The organism is Pseudomonas sp. FH4, from assembly GCF_000510915.2.
In the GTDB taxonomy this organism is placed as follows: Bacteria; Pseudomonadota; Gammaproteobacteria; order Pseudomonadales; family Pseudomonadaceae; genus Aquipseudomonas; species Aquipseudomonas brenneri.
The window spans coordinates 119,671-134,287 of record NZ_AOHN01000012.1 but is presented as its reverse complement, the minus strand read 5'-3'; the positions used below and the strand labels follow the sequence as shown (position 1 = coordinate 134,287).

Sequence of the window (14,617 nt, the reverse complement as noted above, 5' to 3'; positions counted from 1 at the left end):
AAGGGAGACGCCCGATCCAGAGTTGCCCCCAGCCTTGCGTCACTCCCTTGCGCGACGGCTGTGATTTATTGGATGTGATCGGGCGCAGACTGCAAGCGTTGTCAGCCGGATTTCCAACCTGCGTAGTCCACTTCTGAATCCGTCATAACAGCCCCTTCCTCGTCTTACACCTGCTGTGGTGCCTACTTATAGTCGGACGCTACAGTCCGGGGAGGTGCAGGCAATGCAGGGACCTTATGCATTTATCAACGAACGACCACAACCCTATTCATTGCTCAAACTAAGCTTGTCGCTTGATCCTCATATCCATACCAAGTTCGACACCCTCAACCCACATATCCGCAACACCGTGGTATTACCTGGGCAACTGGTGATTATCGAGGACAGACGTACAGCCTCCTGCACGGCTGAAGAGGCGCAGTTGATGCAGTCGGCAGAAAATGTAAAACGTGCGCTTTTGGCTCACTCCGCGGCTGATCAATTCTTGATCGAAAACTACGATCAATTGAAAAGCATCATGGCCGATGCCTCCATTGGAATCGGCAGTGCCAGCAGTGCCTGGAGCAAGCATTTGGAGGGTATCGAAAATACCCTGAAGGATATCGACGGCTTACATAAGCAGTACTTGAGCAAGGGCACTTTGGGCGCAAAGGATGAGTTCTTGGTAAAGCGTAGAGCCTTGTTCATTCGTCTCGACAACCAACTCCGGGGAATGGCCCGTTTTGGCTCCGGGCTCAAAAATGCAGGCTCGATCAAAAGGATGTTAGGGATCTCCAGTAAAAGCTATTTGCATCAGGGAGAAATTCGCGGGTATGAGCAAACCGTTAAGCGGGTAGCCAGGGCTTCGGAGTTGTTGAAAAAAGGTACTTATATTGGCTTGGCGTTGGATGTTGGGGTGAGTGCGCTGGGCGTTAGGGAGGCGTGTTCGTTGGGGCGTGAGGAGGAGTGTACGCAGGCGAAGTATGTGGAGGGTGGGAAGCTCGTGTTTGGGGTTGCTGGTGCATACGGTGGAGGTAAAGCAGGAGCCCTAGCAGGAGTGATAGCGTGTGCAGTTGTTTTTGGTATTCCCACGGGAGGTGCTGGAGCACTAGTCTGTGCCATTGTTGGTGGCGCATCTGGAGGTTTGGCTGCGGGTGCTTTGGGAACAAGTGTTGGAGAGTTTTCAGGTACGCGACTGTATGAAGCGTCACGAGGTCCCGAATGATCCTAGAAGTTACTGGAATAATCGCAGCCATCTGCATGCTGCTAGTAATGCCTTTGGATGTGTATCTAGCACATACAAAGCTTGAAATTGCAGAGAGTTATTTTGAAAAAAGCATCTTTATTAATGACACCAAGAACATGCTTCGCAACCAACACTTTAAAGGCGCTCCTGTCCGGTTAATGGCGATAGCTGCTGTGTTATTGATGCCTCAGATGTTCTATTGGCGAAAACTTGTTCTTCCTGAAGAAGTGAAGAGCGTACCTGGGAATCTAAAACTCTGGATGGTCGCCCCTTTACTATTCACCCTGTTCACGCTAGCCATTCTGGTCATAGCGTGGTTGGGCGGAGCCTATGAACTATAAAAGTGTCGGCCGCCTCAAGGAGGAAGGTTCATATAGTCGAATCGGCTTACCCACAATCCCTGTTAACCCACCTGTGGATAACCTGTTCGCGGCTGTCCACATCCCAATAGAATCAAGCCCTACAGCCCTCTGTACGAAAAACAACCAACCTAAGCGACGGTTTTTACTGGGCTTTTTCTGTGGATAAGGAAAAACTCCGACCCAGAGTTGCCCCCAAAGTCTGTTGGTGCTTCTGTGGATAAGATGTTCGCTACCCGCTACAGGCCTTATAGATAAAGGCTTGTAGTGGTCTGGTTGAAATATGATCAATATTGCCATTTCAGCTTGAATCTTCGCGCAAAGCCTCGATTTTGCTCGGTTTCAGATGGTTTTCCACAGATAGGCCAAAGTTGCCCCCAAAGTCTGTTGGCGCTTCTGTGGATAAGGTGTTTGCGTTCTGCTGTAGGCCATGTAAAACGTGGCCTGTACGCTTATGGTTGAAATATGATCAATATAGGGTGAAACCCGCTTATTTGAATAAGTCACGGATTTTCTTGGTTTTATTTCGAGGGGAGAGAGCAGTTGCCCACAATTGCTGTGGGTGGGTTTGTGGATAAGTTGTTGGGCGATGGCTGGAGGGCAGGGTAACAGCGGGCTGGCGGCGCGATGATCAATTTCTGACCAAGTGGAGAGCCAAACTGTGGGAGCTGGCTTGCCCTAATGCCAGTCAGTTAAGCGGATTCTGCTTTCTGTAGGAGCGAGCTTGCTCGCGAAGGACGTCAACGATAACGCGTGTTTGCTAGGTAAACGCGGCGCTCTCAAGTTCTTCGCGAGCAAGAACTAGGCGTCCCCCTCGCTCCTACAAAAAGGCTTAACTGACTGGCGCTCCCACAGTTTGATGCTCGGTGGGTCAGTTACTCGTGTGCGGCAACGCCCTTGAGGTATGGCGCCGGTGCCGCTCCCAGGTTGTTGAGCATGCGTTCGCTGTACCAGTCCACAAAGTTCACCACGCCAAATTCATAGGTCTTGGAATACGGCCCTGGCTGGTAAGCGGTGGAGTTGATCCCACGCTGGTTCTCTTCGGCCAGGCGACGGTCCTGGTCATTGGTCGCGTCCCACACCTGGCGCATGCGCTCGACGTCGTAGTCCACACCTTCCACGGCGTCCTTGTGTACCAGCCACTTGGTGGTGACCATGGTTTCCTGGGCGCTGATCGGCCACACCGTGAAGACGATGATGTGATCGCCCATGCAGTGGTTCCACGAGTGGGGCAGGTGCAGGATGCGCATCGAGCCCAGGTCCGGGTTCTGGATCCGGCCCATCAATTTTTTGCAGCCCTGTTTGCCATCCAGGGTCATGGAGACGGTGCCCTTGAGCAGCGGCATGCGCACGATGCGGTTACGCAGGCCGAAGCTGGCGTGGGCGTAAGGGATTTTCTCGGCGTCCCAGGCGGCAGCAGAGGCAGCGACGTGGTCCTTGAAGGCCTGGTCGGCCCGAGGGTCGGTGACGTCGTCCCATTCCAGCAGGGTTTTCAGCAACTCGGGGTGCGAGGCGTTGCAGTGGTAGCACTCGCGGTTGTTTTCCAGCACCAGTTTCCAGTTGGCTTTTTCGAACAAGGTGGTCTGGATCGCCACCTTGGTGTTTTCCATGTCGTAGGGTTCCATGTAGTGGTTCAGCGTCGACAGAAAGTCATCGATGGCCGGCGGGTTCTCGGCCAGGCTGATAAAGATGTAGCCGCCGGCGGTCTTCACGTTCACTGGCTTGAGGCCGTATTGCTTCATGTCGAAGTCGGTGCCCATCTCGGTGCCGGCGAACAGCAGGCGCCCGTCGAGTTCGTAGGTCCACTGGTGGTAGTGGCAAACCAGCTTGGCGACCTTGCCCTTGTCGCTGGTACACAAGCGCGAACCGCGATGGCGGCAGACGTTGTGAAAGGCATGCACCACGCCTTCGGCACCACGAATCACGATGATCGGGTTTTTGCCGATCTGCAGGGTCAGGTAGTTGCCCTTGGTGGGGATTTCGCAAGTCATGCCGGCGATCAACCATTCCTTCTGGAAGATCTCCTGCATGTCGATATCGAACAGTCGCTGGTCAGAGTAAAACGGCTGCGGCAGCGAGAACGTGCGCTCGCGTTCTTGCAGCATTTGTGCGGTGGCCTTGCGTGCGGGTTCCAGCGGATCGCCCAAGCTCAGGGTTGCGGTGACGTCCATCGTGTGTGTCCTCAAGGCCATTCTGTGTGGCCGCGATAAGTGGCTAATCAGGTTTGCAGCAAGGCGTAAAGAAAGCGTCGTTGTTGGCTGCGAGTGTGGGCCCGGCGCTGCCCGCAACCTTATCCATTAACGACATGGCCCACTCTGTTCCCGACGCGCAACCCCAGTGGTATGGGGGCTGGTCGCGATAAGTATGCGAATGTCGCAGATAGGTAAATGGCAGGTAGCGGCCTTACGCAGAATCGCCAGCATCAAGCCGAACTACGGCCGTGGAGAACAGCATGTCCAACAGCTTCCTGAATCCTGTCACCACCCAGACCTGGGCCAATGGTCGACACATTGTCCGTTGCGTCAAAGTCATCCAGGAAACCTGGGACGTGCGCACCTTCTGCTTTATGGCTGACCAGCCGATCCTGTTCTTTTTCAAGCCGGGGCAGTTCGTCACCCTGGAGTTGGAAATCGAAGGTCAGCCGATCATGCGCTCCTACACCATTTCCAGTTCGCCGTCGGTGCCCTACAGCTTTTCGGTGACGATCAAGCGCGTACCGGGCGGACGGGTTTCCAACTGGCTGCACGACACCCTGCATGAGGGGCAAGAGCTGGCGGTACACGGCCCGGTGGGGTTGTTCAATGCCATCGACTTCCCGAGCCCGAAGGTGTTGTACCTGAGCGGTGGCGTGGGGATCACGCCGGTGATGTCCATGGCCCGTTGGTTCTATGACACCAACGCGAATGTCGATATGACGTTTATCCACAGCGCGCGCTCGCCCAAAGACATCATCTACCACCGTGAGCTGGAACACATGGCCTCGCGGATCGACAACTTCAGCCTGCACCTGATCTGCGAGAAGCACGGTCTGGGTGAACCCTGGGCCGGGTATCGCGGGTACCTGAACCACAAGATGCTGGAACTGATGGTGCCGGATTTTCTTGAGCGCGAAGTGTTCTGCTGCGGCCCCACGCCCTACATGAATGCGGTCAAGCGCTTGCTGGAAGTGGCCGGTTTCGACATGGCGCGTTATCACGAGGAGTCTTTCGGCGCCACGCCGCCGGAAGCCCGTGCCGACGCGGTGGAGCAAGCCGAACAAGCAGCGGACGCGCCGGAAGTTGACCAGGCGGACCTGCACCAGGTGGAGTTCATTGCGTCTGGGAAAAGCATTCGTGTGGCGCCGGGCGAAACAGTCCATGCGGCGGCGGCCAAGCTCGGCCTGCTGATCCCCAAGGCCTGCGGTATGGGGATTTGCGGGACCTGCAAGGTCATGAAGCTGGGCGGCGAAGTGGAAATGGAGCACAACGGCGGCATCACCGAGGAAGACGAAGCCGAGGGTTACATCCTGTCGTGCTGCAGCGTGCCCAAGGGGGATGTGCGCATCGAGTTCTAATCCCCCGCTGATCGTTCCCCCGCGAAGGTGGGAACGATCAGGCGGTAGGATTAACGTGCGTAGATGTGGATCGTGAATTGCTCGCCAGAAGCTGTCGGTTCGAAGACTTTTTCAGTGATTCTCAACGTCCTGCCAGGTTCCTGGATGATGTCACCGACTTGCGCCAGTTTCCTGAAGTCATCCCAGCCGACAAGGGTGGTTGATAGTTGAGTGTCATTTTGCAGGATGTTGCCGAAGTTTTGATTTTCCATGGTGTAGCCCTCTGCTGGATTTCCGTTTCCGGCCGATTGTTCGGCAGGCAGTCTGGCCCAAAAGGCGGCCTCTGCAGCGGCCTTTTCCTTGCGGGTCCCAAGAGGCTAGTCCATGAAAAACGGGTTTGTTGCTGTCAGAAATATCAAAAAACAGTCTCGGCAATCCGCCAGCATCCATGGCCGATTCAGTACAACCCTGGCCGCCGGTCTTGATGCACGTGGTTGTGCTCGCTGATGAATTTGTCCCTGGCCTGGGCCAGTGGCAGGTCAGCCACCAGACGCTGCTCTTTCTGATGTGAGACTGCACCTGCCAAAGGGTAGCCGTCAGCGTCGACAATGACGGATCCCCCCACCCAATTGACACCCCGTTCTTCGCCATGGCGGTCGCAAGCGGCGATGAACATGCGGTTGACTGCGGCGTTGGCCTGGACCCGGACGATTTCTGCCGGCCTCTCGCCGGCCGGACGCGGGCCGTCCGGCCAGTTCACGGGGGCACAGAGCAGGTCGGCCCCGGCCAGTGCCGCCAGGCGTACCCACTCGGGCAATTCCAGGTCGTAGCAGATCATCATGGCGATGCGCCCGACAGCGGTTTCGACCAGCGGTGGGGGCTCGTTGCCGGGGGTGAAGATCAATTTTTCGCGATTCCACAAGTGCGTCTTGCGGTACACCGTCAGCCTGGCGTCGGGTTCGATCAGCGCGGCGCTGTTGGCCACACGGTCTGCCGCCAGCCGCTCACAAAAACCAGCCACGACAATGATGCCCAGTTCGCTCGCCAGGGTTTTCCACAGGGTGAGTGTTGGGCCATCCAGCTCCTCGGACACCCCCAGGGCTTCCTGCCGGTCGTTGAACATATAGCCGCTTTGCATCAATTCCGGCAACACCACCACCTGCGCGCCCAGCGCTGCTGCGCCGCGAATGGCCTCAGCGCTGAGGGCGCGGTTGTAGTCGGCATCAGCGATCCGGGGTGCCAGTTGATGGCAGACGACACGTATGGGATTCATGGTGTATTGCCTCCAGTATGGCCTCGCTGGCGACAATGGCGCGGCGCTCGGCGGGGTGGTCAAGGTTGCGGTTCATGAAGCAGTAAACGCTCGCGGAAACGGCCAGGCCGATCACGAACGCGATGTCGGCCCCACCCAGCGCCACGGTGACTGGCCCCTCATAGAAGCTCAGCGACATGAACGGGATCATCGACACGATGCCCAGGCAATAGGCGACCAGGCCTGCCTTGCCCCATTGGCCATAGATGCCGGCGGGGTTGAAGATGTCGCTGATGGCGTATTGGCCTTTACGCACCAGGTAGAAGTCCGCGAGGTTGACAGCGGTCCACGGCACCAAGAAGTACAACATTAGCAGCACAAATGTGTTGAAGCTGGCCAGGTAGCTGTCAGGAATGCTCAAGGCAATCAGGAAAATGATCACCGCTACCAGGCCGATGCCGATGACACGGCTCTTGAGGCGCGGCTGGATCTTCACGAAGCCGTCGATGGCACTGATACCGGTCAGCATCGCGCCATAGCAGTTGACTGCCATGATGCCAACCAGCGCTGGCACCGCGATCAGCACGGTAAAGGTGCCGAAGCCGGGAATCACTTGGTTGCCCACGGTGCGCACGCTGCCGATGGCATCGGGCGAAGGCAGGGCCGAGGCCAGGAACGCGCCCAGGGACATCAGCCACAGGGCCGAGCCGGCAGCGCCCAGGTATGTCCAGAAAATCACCCGGCGCGACGGGGTTTGGTGAGGCAGATAGCGCGAGTAATCCGAGACATAGACGGCGTAGCTGATCTGATAACCGGCGGCGGCGCTGAGCTGGATCAGGAACGCTGACCAGGAGAAATGCGCCTCGGCCACCGCCGCATCGGCTGACAGGCTCATCAAGGCGGCGACGGTCAGCACCGCGAACACGCTGATCATCACGTAGGTCAGCCAACGTTGCACGGTGTGCAGCAAGTCATGGCCGATCACCGCAATCACCACCGCAAGGATGATCATCAGCGCATACCACGGCGCCCGGCTGCCCGGCAGGACCGTGTTGATGGCATCGGTGGCGAGAATCACGTTGAACACGTTGAAGCCGATGTACACAAAGATCACGGCAATGAACGGCACGATCGCCCCGCGCAGGCCGAACTGGGCCCGCGACTGGATCATCTGCGGCAAGCCCATGCGCGGGCCCTGGTTGGCGTGGAAGGCCATGGCGAAAGTGCCCAGGCCCACGCCGATGACAATCGCCAGGATTGCATAGACCAGGCCCAAGCCCAGCGCAGCACCGGTGAACCCGGTGACCATGGTGGTGAGGACGAAATTGCCGGTGAACCAAAAGGGACCTTGGTGCCAGACTTTGCCGTGCCGTTCGTTGCGCGGCACATAGTCAATGGAACGGGTCTCGATTTTCAGGCCGGGTGTGACGGGAGGAGCCGTCTTGTCAGATAGGGTGGTCATAGATTCACGGCTTGTTTTTATAGTGAGTGCCGCAGCATCGGATAACTGATGAGCCAATTGAATCGTGATCTATAAATAATCACTTCAGACTTTTCGTAAGTAATGGGTTTTCGTTAATGGCGATGGAGCCCCGCAGTCTTATTGCAAAGCCATATAACTGCAGCCTAGAAGATCTTCTAGGCTGATCCTCAGTCCCGTCGCAGTCACCTTTAGCCTTGTAGTAGAGGGTGGACAATCACCCAACCAACCTGCAAGGAAGCAATCATGTCTGCAATTCCCTCCCGTTCCCAAGGTGCCCAACGGCTGCTGAACAACAACGTTACGGCGCTGATTCCTGATTTCCCTTTTCATTACGCCTGGTATTTATTGCGGGCGGCCATGCTTAAGCAGCCTCTGGGTCGCGTCCCCGAGGAGCAACTGGGGGCCCAGGTGCTGATTGTCGGTGCCGGCGTATCCGGGTTGGTTGCTGCCTATGAGGCCATGCGCATGGGCCTGCATCCGATTGTGGTAGAGGCCTCTGGCCGTATCGGTGGGCGGCTCTACTCCCACGTGGTAGGTGATCGCAACGACCCCCAGAACCGGGTGATTTGTGAGTTGGGAGCCATGCGCTTTCCCAAATCCGGCAAGGCGTTGATGCACTACTTTGATAAGGTTGGGATGAGCACCAATTCGGCGGACTTTCCCAACCCTGGTTCACCTGCTGCGCCCAGTACCGTTGTCGACTATAAGAATGAGCAGACTTATTACGAGCGCGATAATCTCCCGGATAAATACAGAAGAATCGAGGACATGTTCTTCGACGATTTTCTGGCGCAGGACCCGATCCGTTTCGCTGACATGGAAGCTGCGATGAGTGAGGGGCAGGTGAATCAGGACGAAATCAAGGCCATCTGGAACACGATCCTGAGGGCGGGATGGGATGGCCTCAGTTTCTATGCCGCCATGGTCGAACAGGCCAAGTGGAGCCGTGAAGACATCGACCTGTTTGGCCAGATCGGCTTCGGCACTGGCGGCTGGAACACGGACTATCCAAACTGTTTCCTGGAAGTGCTGCGGGTGCTTTATACCGGCCTGGATACCAACCATACCTTGATGTACGACGGCTCCAGCGAACTGCCCCAGCGCTTATGGAGCGGCACGCCGGCTTCGTTCGGCGACGCTCTGGTCCATTGGCCGGCGGACACGACTGTGGAGAGTCTGACGCGTCGGGAAATCACCGATCCTCTCAACCAGGAGGTCCGGCAGATCATTCGCCTGAAAAATGGCACGTTCGATGTGTACCTGCATGACAACAAGTTGGACAGCGACACCCTGCGCAACTTTAAAAGTGTGGTCTATACGCCACACGTGCGGATACTCGACAAGTTCCGCTATATGGATGGCAAGGAACGTTTTACCTCAATGAACAATTTGCTGCCCCAGGCTACCTGGGAGGCGGTCATGTATACCCACTACATGCAGTCGGCGAAAATCTTCGCCACCACCCGCCGGCCGTTTTGGAGTGATCTCGAGGGTGGTCGCTACAAGATGAGCGTGACCTTGTCGGATCGCCTGACCCGTGGCACATACCTGTTGGACTACGGCCCAGGTAACGGGGTGAACAAGGGCAGCGGGATGTTTCTTTCATATACCTGGAACGATGACAGTCTGAAGTTTCTGGGAGACCGTAGCGCGCCGTTGCCGTCCCATGTCCAGTTGTGCACAACCTTGCTGGATACCGTGTACGCCAACACGCAACTGAACCTGGCCGCCGAGTTCGGCATGGTTGACCCCTTTGTCGAGATCAACTGGGAAGACGAGCCGTTTTACCTGTGTGCCTTCAAGATGAACCTGCCGGGGCAGTATGAGTATCAGCGACTGCTGTTTTCCCAGTTCATGAGCGGTGTGAAGGAGGGCGAGCCGGACGGTTTCATTCTGTCGGGAGATGACATCTCCTGGACCGGTGGCTGGGCCGAGGGCGCTGTGACCACAGCCTTGAATGCGGTGAACAAACTGGCGGTGACATTTGGCGGTGGGGCGTTCGAAAACAATCCCGGGCCTATTGACCAGTGGGATGCCTTGCAACCCCTCCAGTTGTAGAAATCGGCTTGCCGGCGGTGGCGGTCTTGAGGGCGCCATCGCCGACAAGTCTGAGATCAGGCGCCCATCACTTCGCGAATATCCGCCGCGAGTTCACGTACGCGCTCTTCCTCGGTATCCCACGCACACATGAAGCGCGCGCCGCCCTTGCCGATAAAGGTGTAGAAGCGCCAGCCCTTGGCTGTCAGCGCGGCAATGGCCGGCTCTGACAGTTGCAGGAACACGCCGTTGGCCTGCACCGGGAACATCAACTCCACACCGGGAATGTCCGCCACCAGGCTGCTGAGCAACTGCGCGCAGTGGTTGGCGTGACGCGCATGCTTGAGCCAGGCATCGTTTTCCAGCAGGCCGACCCACGGCGCGGAAAGGAATCGCATCTTCGACGCCAGTTGACCGGCCTGTTTGCAGCGGTAGTCGAAGTCTTCGGCCAGCTTATGGTTGAAGAACAGGATGGCTTCGCCCACCGCCATGCCGTTCTTGGTGCCGCCAAAGCACAACACGTCCACGCCGGCTTTCCAGGTCAGGTCCGCGGGTGAGCAGCCGAGGAAGGCGCAGGCGTTGGAAAAGCGTGCGCCGTCCATGTGCAGGTTCAGCCCCAGTTCCTTGCAGGTGGCGCTGATGGCGCGGATTTCATCCGGGGTGTACACGCTGCCCACTTCGGTGGCCTGGGTCAGGGTCACGACGCGGGGCTTGGGGTAGTGGATATCCTGGCGCTTGAGCGCGATCTCGCGGATCGATTCCGGGGTCAGCTTGCCGTTTTCGGTACGGGCGGTGAGCAGCTTGGAGCCGTTGGAAAAAAACTCCGGTGCGCCACATTCGTCGGTCTCGACGTGGGCGGTTTCCGAGCAAATCACGCTATGGTAGCTCTGGCACAAGGACGACAGGGCCAGTGAGTTGGCGGCGGTGCCGTTGAAGGCGAAGAACACTTCGCAGTCGGTTTCAAACAGTTTGCGGAAACCGTCGGCGGCACGGTGGGTCCATTCATCGTCGCCATAGGCGCGTTGATGGCCCTGGTTGGCGAGTTCCATGGCGGCCCAGGCTTCCGGGCAGATACCGGAATAGTTGTCGCTGGCGAATTGTTGGCTCTTGTCGGTCATGGCCCGTTCCTGTGGTCGATGTTGGTGCGCACTTTAACCAAGAATATCCGGCGGGCGCACGCACTGTTAATGCAAAGTCTCTGGGGAATTATGCACGGTACTGAAACGATTCCTGTAGGACGCGTGCGCGATGGCGCCCTCGACCTGCTCAAATGGCTGGCCCTGCTGTGCATGGTGCTCGATCACTTGCGTTATGTCGGTTTGAACCTCGACGGCCTTTACGTACCGGGGCGCCTGGCGTTCCCGTGGTTTTGCCTGGCGATTGCGGCGAACCTGCACCGGGTCAAGGATGGACCTGCGACCTTTCAATGGCGTTACCTGGGTTGGTTGCTGCTGTTCAGTGCGATCAGCGAGGTGCCGTATCGGATGTTTATCGAGGATGCCGATACATTGAATGTGCTGCCAACCCTGGCACTGGGTTTGCTGGTTGCCCGGGGATGGCTGCAGAAGGCGCTTTTTGATCGTGGATTGGCGCTGATCGCCTTGTTATTGGCGGCGGTATTTTCGTCGAGCCTGATGTTCGGTTTTTTTGGTGTATTGCTGCCGTTGGCGATGCTGCTGGTGTTCAGTCGCCCCTGGTATTTCAGCGTGGTGCCGGGGTTGGTGTGTGTGGCTGCCAATCAGTGGCAGGTTTTGTTGGATAGCGGCAACGGTGTGGCGCTGTCGGGATTGGCGATGTGCCTGATTGCGCCATTGGCCGGATTGGTCTTGTTGCGACATGCCAAAAATGCCTCGCCTGCGGCCATGCGCCGCTGGGCCTACATCCTCTATCCCTTGCATTTTCTCCTGCTATTACTCCTCCGTCAGATCATCGCCTAACCCCCTGTAGGAGCGAGCTTGCTCGCGAAAAACGTCAACGATAACGCGGGCGGCCAGATTGAACGCAGCGCCCTCAGGTTTTTCGCGAGCAAGCTCGCTCCTACAGTTTGTCGGCCTCCAGTTAGCATTTGCCCAGGCCATGTCGTAAACGCACCTTTGCGTGGCGTGCGCAGGCATTTGGTCTGTTTGCGCCGGCCCTACCATCGCATCAAAGGGCCCTGCACGGGCCTCAACAATACGAAAGGCTGGGAGAGACGCGATGTTCAGCAAACAAGACCAGATCCAGGGATATGACGACGCACTGCTGGCGGCCATGAATGCCGAGGAGCAGCGTCAGGAAGATCATATCGAGCTGATCGCGTCGGAGAACTACACCAGCAAGCGCGTAATGCAGGCCCAGGGCAGCGGCCTGACCAACAAATACGCCGAAGGCTATCCAGGCAAGCGCTACTACGGTGGCTGCGAGCATGTGGATAAAGTCGAGGCCCTGGCCATCGAGCGCGCCAAGCAGCTGTTCGGCGCCGATTATGCCAACGTGCAACCGCACTCCGGCTCGTCCGCCAACAGCGCGGTGTACCTGGCGCTGATCAATGCCGGCGACACCATCCTCGGCATGAGCCTGGCCCACGGCGGTCACCTGACCCACGGCGCCAAGGTGTCGTCCTCGGGCAAGCTGTACAACGCGGTGCAGTACGGCATCAACACCGACACCGGGCTGATCGACTACGACGAAGTCGAGCGCCTGGCCGTCGAGCACAAGCCAAAAATGGTCGTGGCCGGTTTTTCTGCCTACTCCAAGACCCTGGATTTCCCGCGCTTCCGCCAGATCGCAGACAAAGTGGGTGCGCTGCTGTTCGTCGACATGGCTCACGTCGCAGGCTTGGTTGCCGCCGGCCTGTACCCGAACCCGCTGCCTTACGCTGATGTGGTTACCACCACCACGCACAAAACCTTGCGCGGTCCACGTGGCGGTTTGATCCTGGCCAAATCCAACGAAGAGATTGAGAAAAAACTCAACTCCGCCGTGTTCCCGGGCGCACAGGGCGGCCCGCTGATGCACGTGATCGCGGGCAAGGCTGTGTGCTTCAAGGAGGCGATGGAGCCAGGCTTCAAGGCTTATCAACAGCAGGTGATCGACAACGCCCAGGCCATGGCCAGCGTGTTTATCAAGCGTGGCTACGATGTGGTGTCCGGCGGCACCGATAACCACCTGTTCCTGGTCAGCCTGATCCGCCAGGGCCTCACCGGCAAGGACGCAGACGCAGCCCTCGGTCGCGCCCACATCACCGTCAACAAGAACGCGGTGCCCAACGACCCGCAGTCGCCGTTCGTGACCTCGGGCCTGCGTATCGGTACCCCGGCGGTGACCACGCGCGGTTTCAAAGTGGCGCAGTGCGTCGAGTTGGCCGGCTGGATCTGCGACATCCTCGACAACCTCGGCGATGCCGATGTCGAGGCCAACGTGGCCAAGCACGTGTCTGCCCTGTGCGCTGATTTCCCGGTTTATCGCTGAGCGCGGTTTTGGAGTAATGACTATGCAACGCTACTCGGGCTTCGGCCTCTTCAAGCACTCCCTCAGCCATCACGAAAACTGGCAGAAGATGTGGCGCACGCCGACCCCGAAAAAGGTCTACGACGTGGTCATCGTCGGCGGCGGCGGGCATGGTCTGGCGACGGCCTACTACTTGGCCAAGGAACACGGCATCACCAATGTGGCCGTGGTCGAGAAAGGCTGGCTGGGCGGCGGTAACACCGCGCGCAACACCACCATCGTGCGGTCCAACTACCTGTGGGACGAGTCGGCCCACCTTTATGAACATGCGATGAAGTTGTGGGAAGGCCTGTCCCAGGACTTGAACTACAACGTGATGTTCTCCCAGCGCGGCGTCTACAACCTGTGCCACACCTTGCAGGACATCCGTGATTCCGAGCGTCGTGTCAGTGCCAACCGCCTCAACGGTGTGGACGGTGAGCTGCTCAACGCCAAGCAGGTCGAGGACGAAATCCCTTACCTCGACTGCTCAAAAAACACTCGATATCCGGTACTCGGCGCCACCGTGCAACGGCGCGGCGGCGTGGCCCGTCACGATGCCGTGGCCTGGGGTTTTGCCCGCGCCGCCGACGCCTTGGGCGTAGACCTGATCCAGCAGACCGAAGTCATCGGTTTCCGTAAGGAAAACGGCGTGTGCATCGGCGTGGAAACCAACAAAGGCTTTATCGGTGCCAAGCGCGTCGGTGTGGTCACGGCCGGTAACTCCGGGCATATGGCTTCGCTCGCCGGTTTTCGCCTGCCGATCGAATCCCACCCGCTGCAAGCGTTGGTGTCGGAGCCGATCAAGCCGATTATCGACAGCGTGATCATGTCCAACGCCGTACACGGTTATATCAGCCAGTCCGACAAGGGCGACCTGGTGATCGGCGCCGGTATCGACGGCTACAACGGCTACGGCCAGCGTGGTTCGTACCCGGTGATCGAACACACCATCCAGGCCATCGTCGAGATGTTCCCGGTGCTGTCGCGGGTGCGCATGAACCGCCAGTGGGGCGGCATCGTCGACACCACGCCGGACGCGTGCCCGATCATCTCCAAGACCCCGGTCCCGAACATGTTTTTCAACTGCGGTTGGGGCACTGGTGGCTTCAAGGCCACCCCCGGCTCAGGCAACGTATTTGCCGCGAGCCTGGCCAAGGGTGAAATGCACCCGTTGGCGGCACCTTTCTCCATCGACCGTTTCCACAACGGTGCGCTGATCGACGAACACGGCGCTGCGGCCGTCGCCCACTAACAGGAG

General features: G+C 58.2%; 12 protein-coding genes and 1 pseudogene. 8 read left to right on the top strand and 5 right to left on the bottom strand.

The features are described from left to right. Positions 1 to 223: 223 nt before the first annotated feature. The gene (locus tag H097_RS07530) at positions 224 to 1,204 is read left to right on the top strand and encodes a hypothetical protein (RefSeq protein ID WP_032858651.1); all 981 of its coding nucleotides are present in this window, start codon (positions 224 to 226) and stop codon (positions 1,202 to 1,204) included. Continuing rightward, entirely contained in the window at positions 1,201 to 1,566 is a 366-nt protein-coding gene (locus H097_RS07525) for a hypothetical protein (protein ID WP_032858650.1), read from the top strand. The genes H097_RS07530 and H097_RS07525 overlap by 4 nt, the downstream gene beginning before the upstream one ends. 893 nt (positions 1,567 to 2,459) lie before the next feature. On the opposite strand, the gene gbcA is transcribed toward H097_RS07525, so the two are convergent. Continuing rightward, positions 2,460 to 3,755, bottom strand: coding sequence for a glycine-betaine demethylase subunit GbcA (gbcA, locus tag H097_RS07520; RefSeq protein WP_032858648.1), 1,296 nt, complete (start codon positions 3,753 to 3,755; stop codon positions 2,460 to 2,462). Between the two features lie 281 nt (positions 3,756 to 4,036). On the opposite strand from gbcA, the gene gbcB reads away from it, so the two are divergent. Then, positions 4,037 to 5,137: a glycine-betaine demethylase subunit GbcB gene (gene gbcB / locus H097_RS07515; RefSeq protein WP_032858646.1), complete on the top strand. Its 1,101-nt coding sequence runs from the start codon at positions 4,037 to 4,039 to the stop codon at positions 5,135 to 5,137. 50 nt (positions 5,138 to 5,187) lie between these two features. Here gbcB and H097_RS07510 read toward each other — a convergent pair whose 3' ends face one another. From H097_RS07510 to H097_RS07500, 3 genes are all read right to left on the bottom strand, one after another. Next, positions 5,188 to 5,388 carry a hypothetical protein gene (locus H097_RS07510; RefSeq protein ID WP_032858644.1) on the bottom strand — a complete coding sequence of 67 codons (201 nt, stop codon included), beginning with the start codon at positions 5,386 to 5,388 and terminating at the stop codon, positions 5,188 to 5,190. 185 nt (positions 5,389 to 5,573) lie between these two features. Beyond that, positions 5,574 to 6,389, bottom strand: coding sequence for a nitrilase-related carbon-nitrogen hydrolase (locus H097_RS07505; RefSeq protein WP_032858642.1), 816 nt, complete (start codon positions 6,387 to 6,389; stop codon positions 5,574 to 5,576). Then, positions 6,340 to 7,830, bottom strand: coding sequence for a cytosine permease (locus H097_RS07500; RefSeq protein ID WP_050593314.1), 1,491 nt, complete (start codon positions 7,828 to 7,830; stop codon positions 6,340 to 6,342). The genes H097_RS07505 and H097_RS07500 overlap by 50 nt, the downstream gene beginning before the upstream one ends. 264 nt (positions 7,831 to 8,094) lie before the next feature. Here H097_RS07500 and H097_RS07495 point away from each other — a divergent pair, with 264 nt between their 5' ends. Next, complete coding sequence (locus tag H097_RS07495) at positions 8,095 to 9,909, top strand: NAD(P)/FAD-dependent oxidoreductase (protein WP_032858641.1); 1,815 nt, start codon at positions 8,095 to 8,097, stop codon at positions 9,907 to 9,909. Positions 9,910 to 9,965: 56 nt separating this feature from the next. Here H097_RS07495 and H097_RS07490 read toward each other — a convergent pair whose 3' ends face one another. Continuing rightward, the gene (locus H097_RS07490) at positions 9,966 to 11,006 is read right to left on the bottom strand and encodes a low specificity L-threonine aldolase (RefSeq protein ID WP_032858640.1); all 1,041 of its coding nucleotides are present in this window, start codon (positions 11,004 to 11,006) and stop codon (positions 9,966 to 9,968) included. Positions 11,007 to 11,096: 90 nt separating this feature from the next. On the opposite strand from H097_RS07490, the gene H097_RS07485 reads away from it, so the two are divergent. The 4 genes and pseudogenes from H097_RS07485 to H097_RS07475 all read left to right on the top strand — a co-directional run bounded on the left by H097_RS07485 (position 11,097) and on the right by H097_RS07475 (position 14,611). Next, on the top strand, positions 11,097 to 11,825 hold the full coding sequence (locus H097_RS07485) for a TraX family protein (RefSeq protein WP_032858638.1): 729 nt from the start codon (positions 11,097 to 11,099) through the stop codon (positions 11,823 to 11,825). Between the two features lie 18 nt (positions 11,826 to 11,843). After that, positions 11,844 to 11,933: pseudogene (locus H097_RS29095) on the top strand (outer membrane lipoprotein carrier protein LolA); the annotation flags it as partial. A gap of 151 nt (positions 11,934 to 12,084) precedes the next feature. Then, complete coding sequence (locus tag H097_RS07480; protein WP_029296971.1) at positions 12,085 to 13,338, top strand: serine hydroxymethyltransferase; 1,254 nt, start codon at positions 12,085 to 12,087, stop codon at positions 13,336 to 13,338. A 22-nt stretch (positions 13,339 to 13,360) separates the two neighbouring features. After that, positions 13,361 to 14,611, top strand: a complete 1,251-nt coding sequence (locus H097_RS07475) for a sarcosine oxidase subunit beta (protein ID WP_032858636.1) — start codon at positions 13,361 to 13,363, stop codon at positions 14,609 to 14,611. The last annotated feature ends 6 nt before the right edge of the window (positions 14,612 to 14,617 follow it).

Excerpts from the sequence above, each read along its gene's own strand:
- H097_RS07500 (WP_050593314.1), bottom strand. The coding sequence starts at position 7,830 with ATGACCACCCTATCTGACAAGACGGCTCCTCCCGTCACACCCGGCCTG.
- H097_RS07530 (WP_032858651.1), top strand. The coding sequence starts at position 224 with ATGCAGGGACCTTATGCATTTATCAACGAACGACCACAACCCTATTCA.
- H097_RS07490 (WP_032858640.1), bottom strand. The coding sequence starts at position 11,006 with ATGACCGACAAGAGCCAACAATTCGCCAGCGACAACTATTCCGGTATC.
- gbcA (WP_032858648.1), bottom strand. The coding sequence starts at position 3,755 with ATGGACGTCACCGCAACCCTGAGCTTGGGCGATCCGCTGGAACCCGCA.
- H097_RS07510 (WP_032858644.1), bottom strand. The coding sequence starts at position 5,388 with ATGGAAAATCAAAACTTCGGCAACATCCTGCAAAATGACACTCAACTA.
- H097_RS07495 (WP_032858641.1), top strand. The coding sequence starts at position 8,095 with ATGTCTGCAATTCCCTCCCGTTCCCAAGGTGCCCAACGGCTGCTGAAC.
- gbcB (WP_032858646.1), top strand. The coding sequence starts at position 4,037 with ATGTCCAACAGCTTCCTGAATCCTGTCACCACCCAGACCTGGGCCAAT.
- H097_RS07505 (WP_032858642.1), bottom strand. The coding sequence starts at position 6,389 with ATGAATCCCATACGTGTCGTCTGCCATCAACTGGCACCCCGGATCGCT.
- H097_RS07525 (WP_032858650.1), top strand. The coding sequence starts at position 1,201 with ATGATCCTAGAAGTTACTGGAATAATCGCAGCCATCTGCATGCTGCTA.
- H097_RS07485 (WP_032858638.1), top strand. The coding sequence starts at position 11,097 with ATGCACGGTACTGAAACGATTCCTGTAGGACGCGTGCGCGATGGCGCC.
- H097_RS07475 (WP_032858636.1), top strand. The coding sequence starts at position 13,361 with ATGCAACGCTACTCGGGCTTCGGCCTCTTCAAGCACTCCCTCAGCCAT.
- H097_RS07480 (WP_029296971.1), top strand. The coding sequence starts at position 12,085 with ATGTTCAGCAAACAAGACCAGATCCAGGGATATGACGACGCACTGCTG.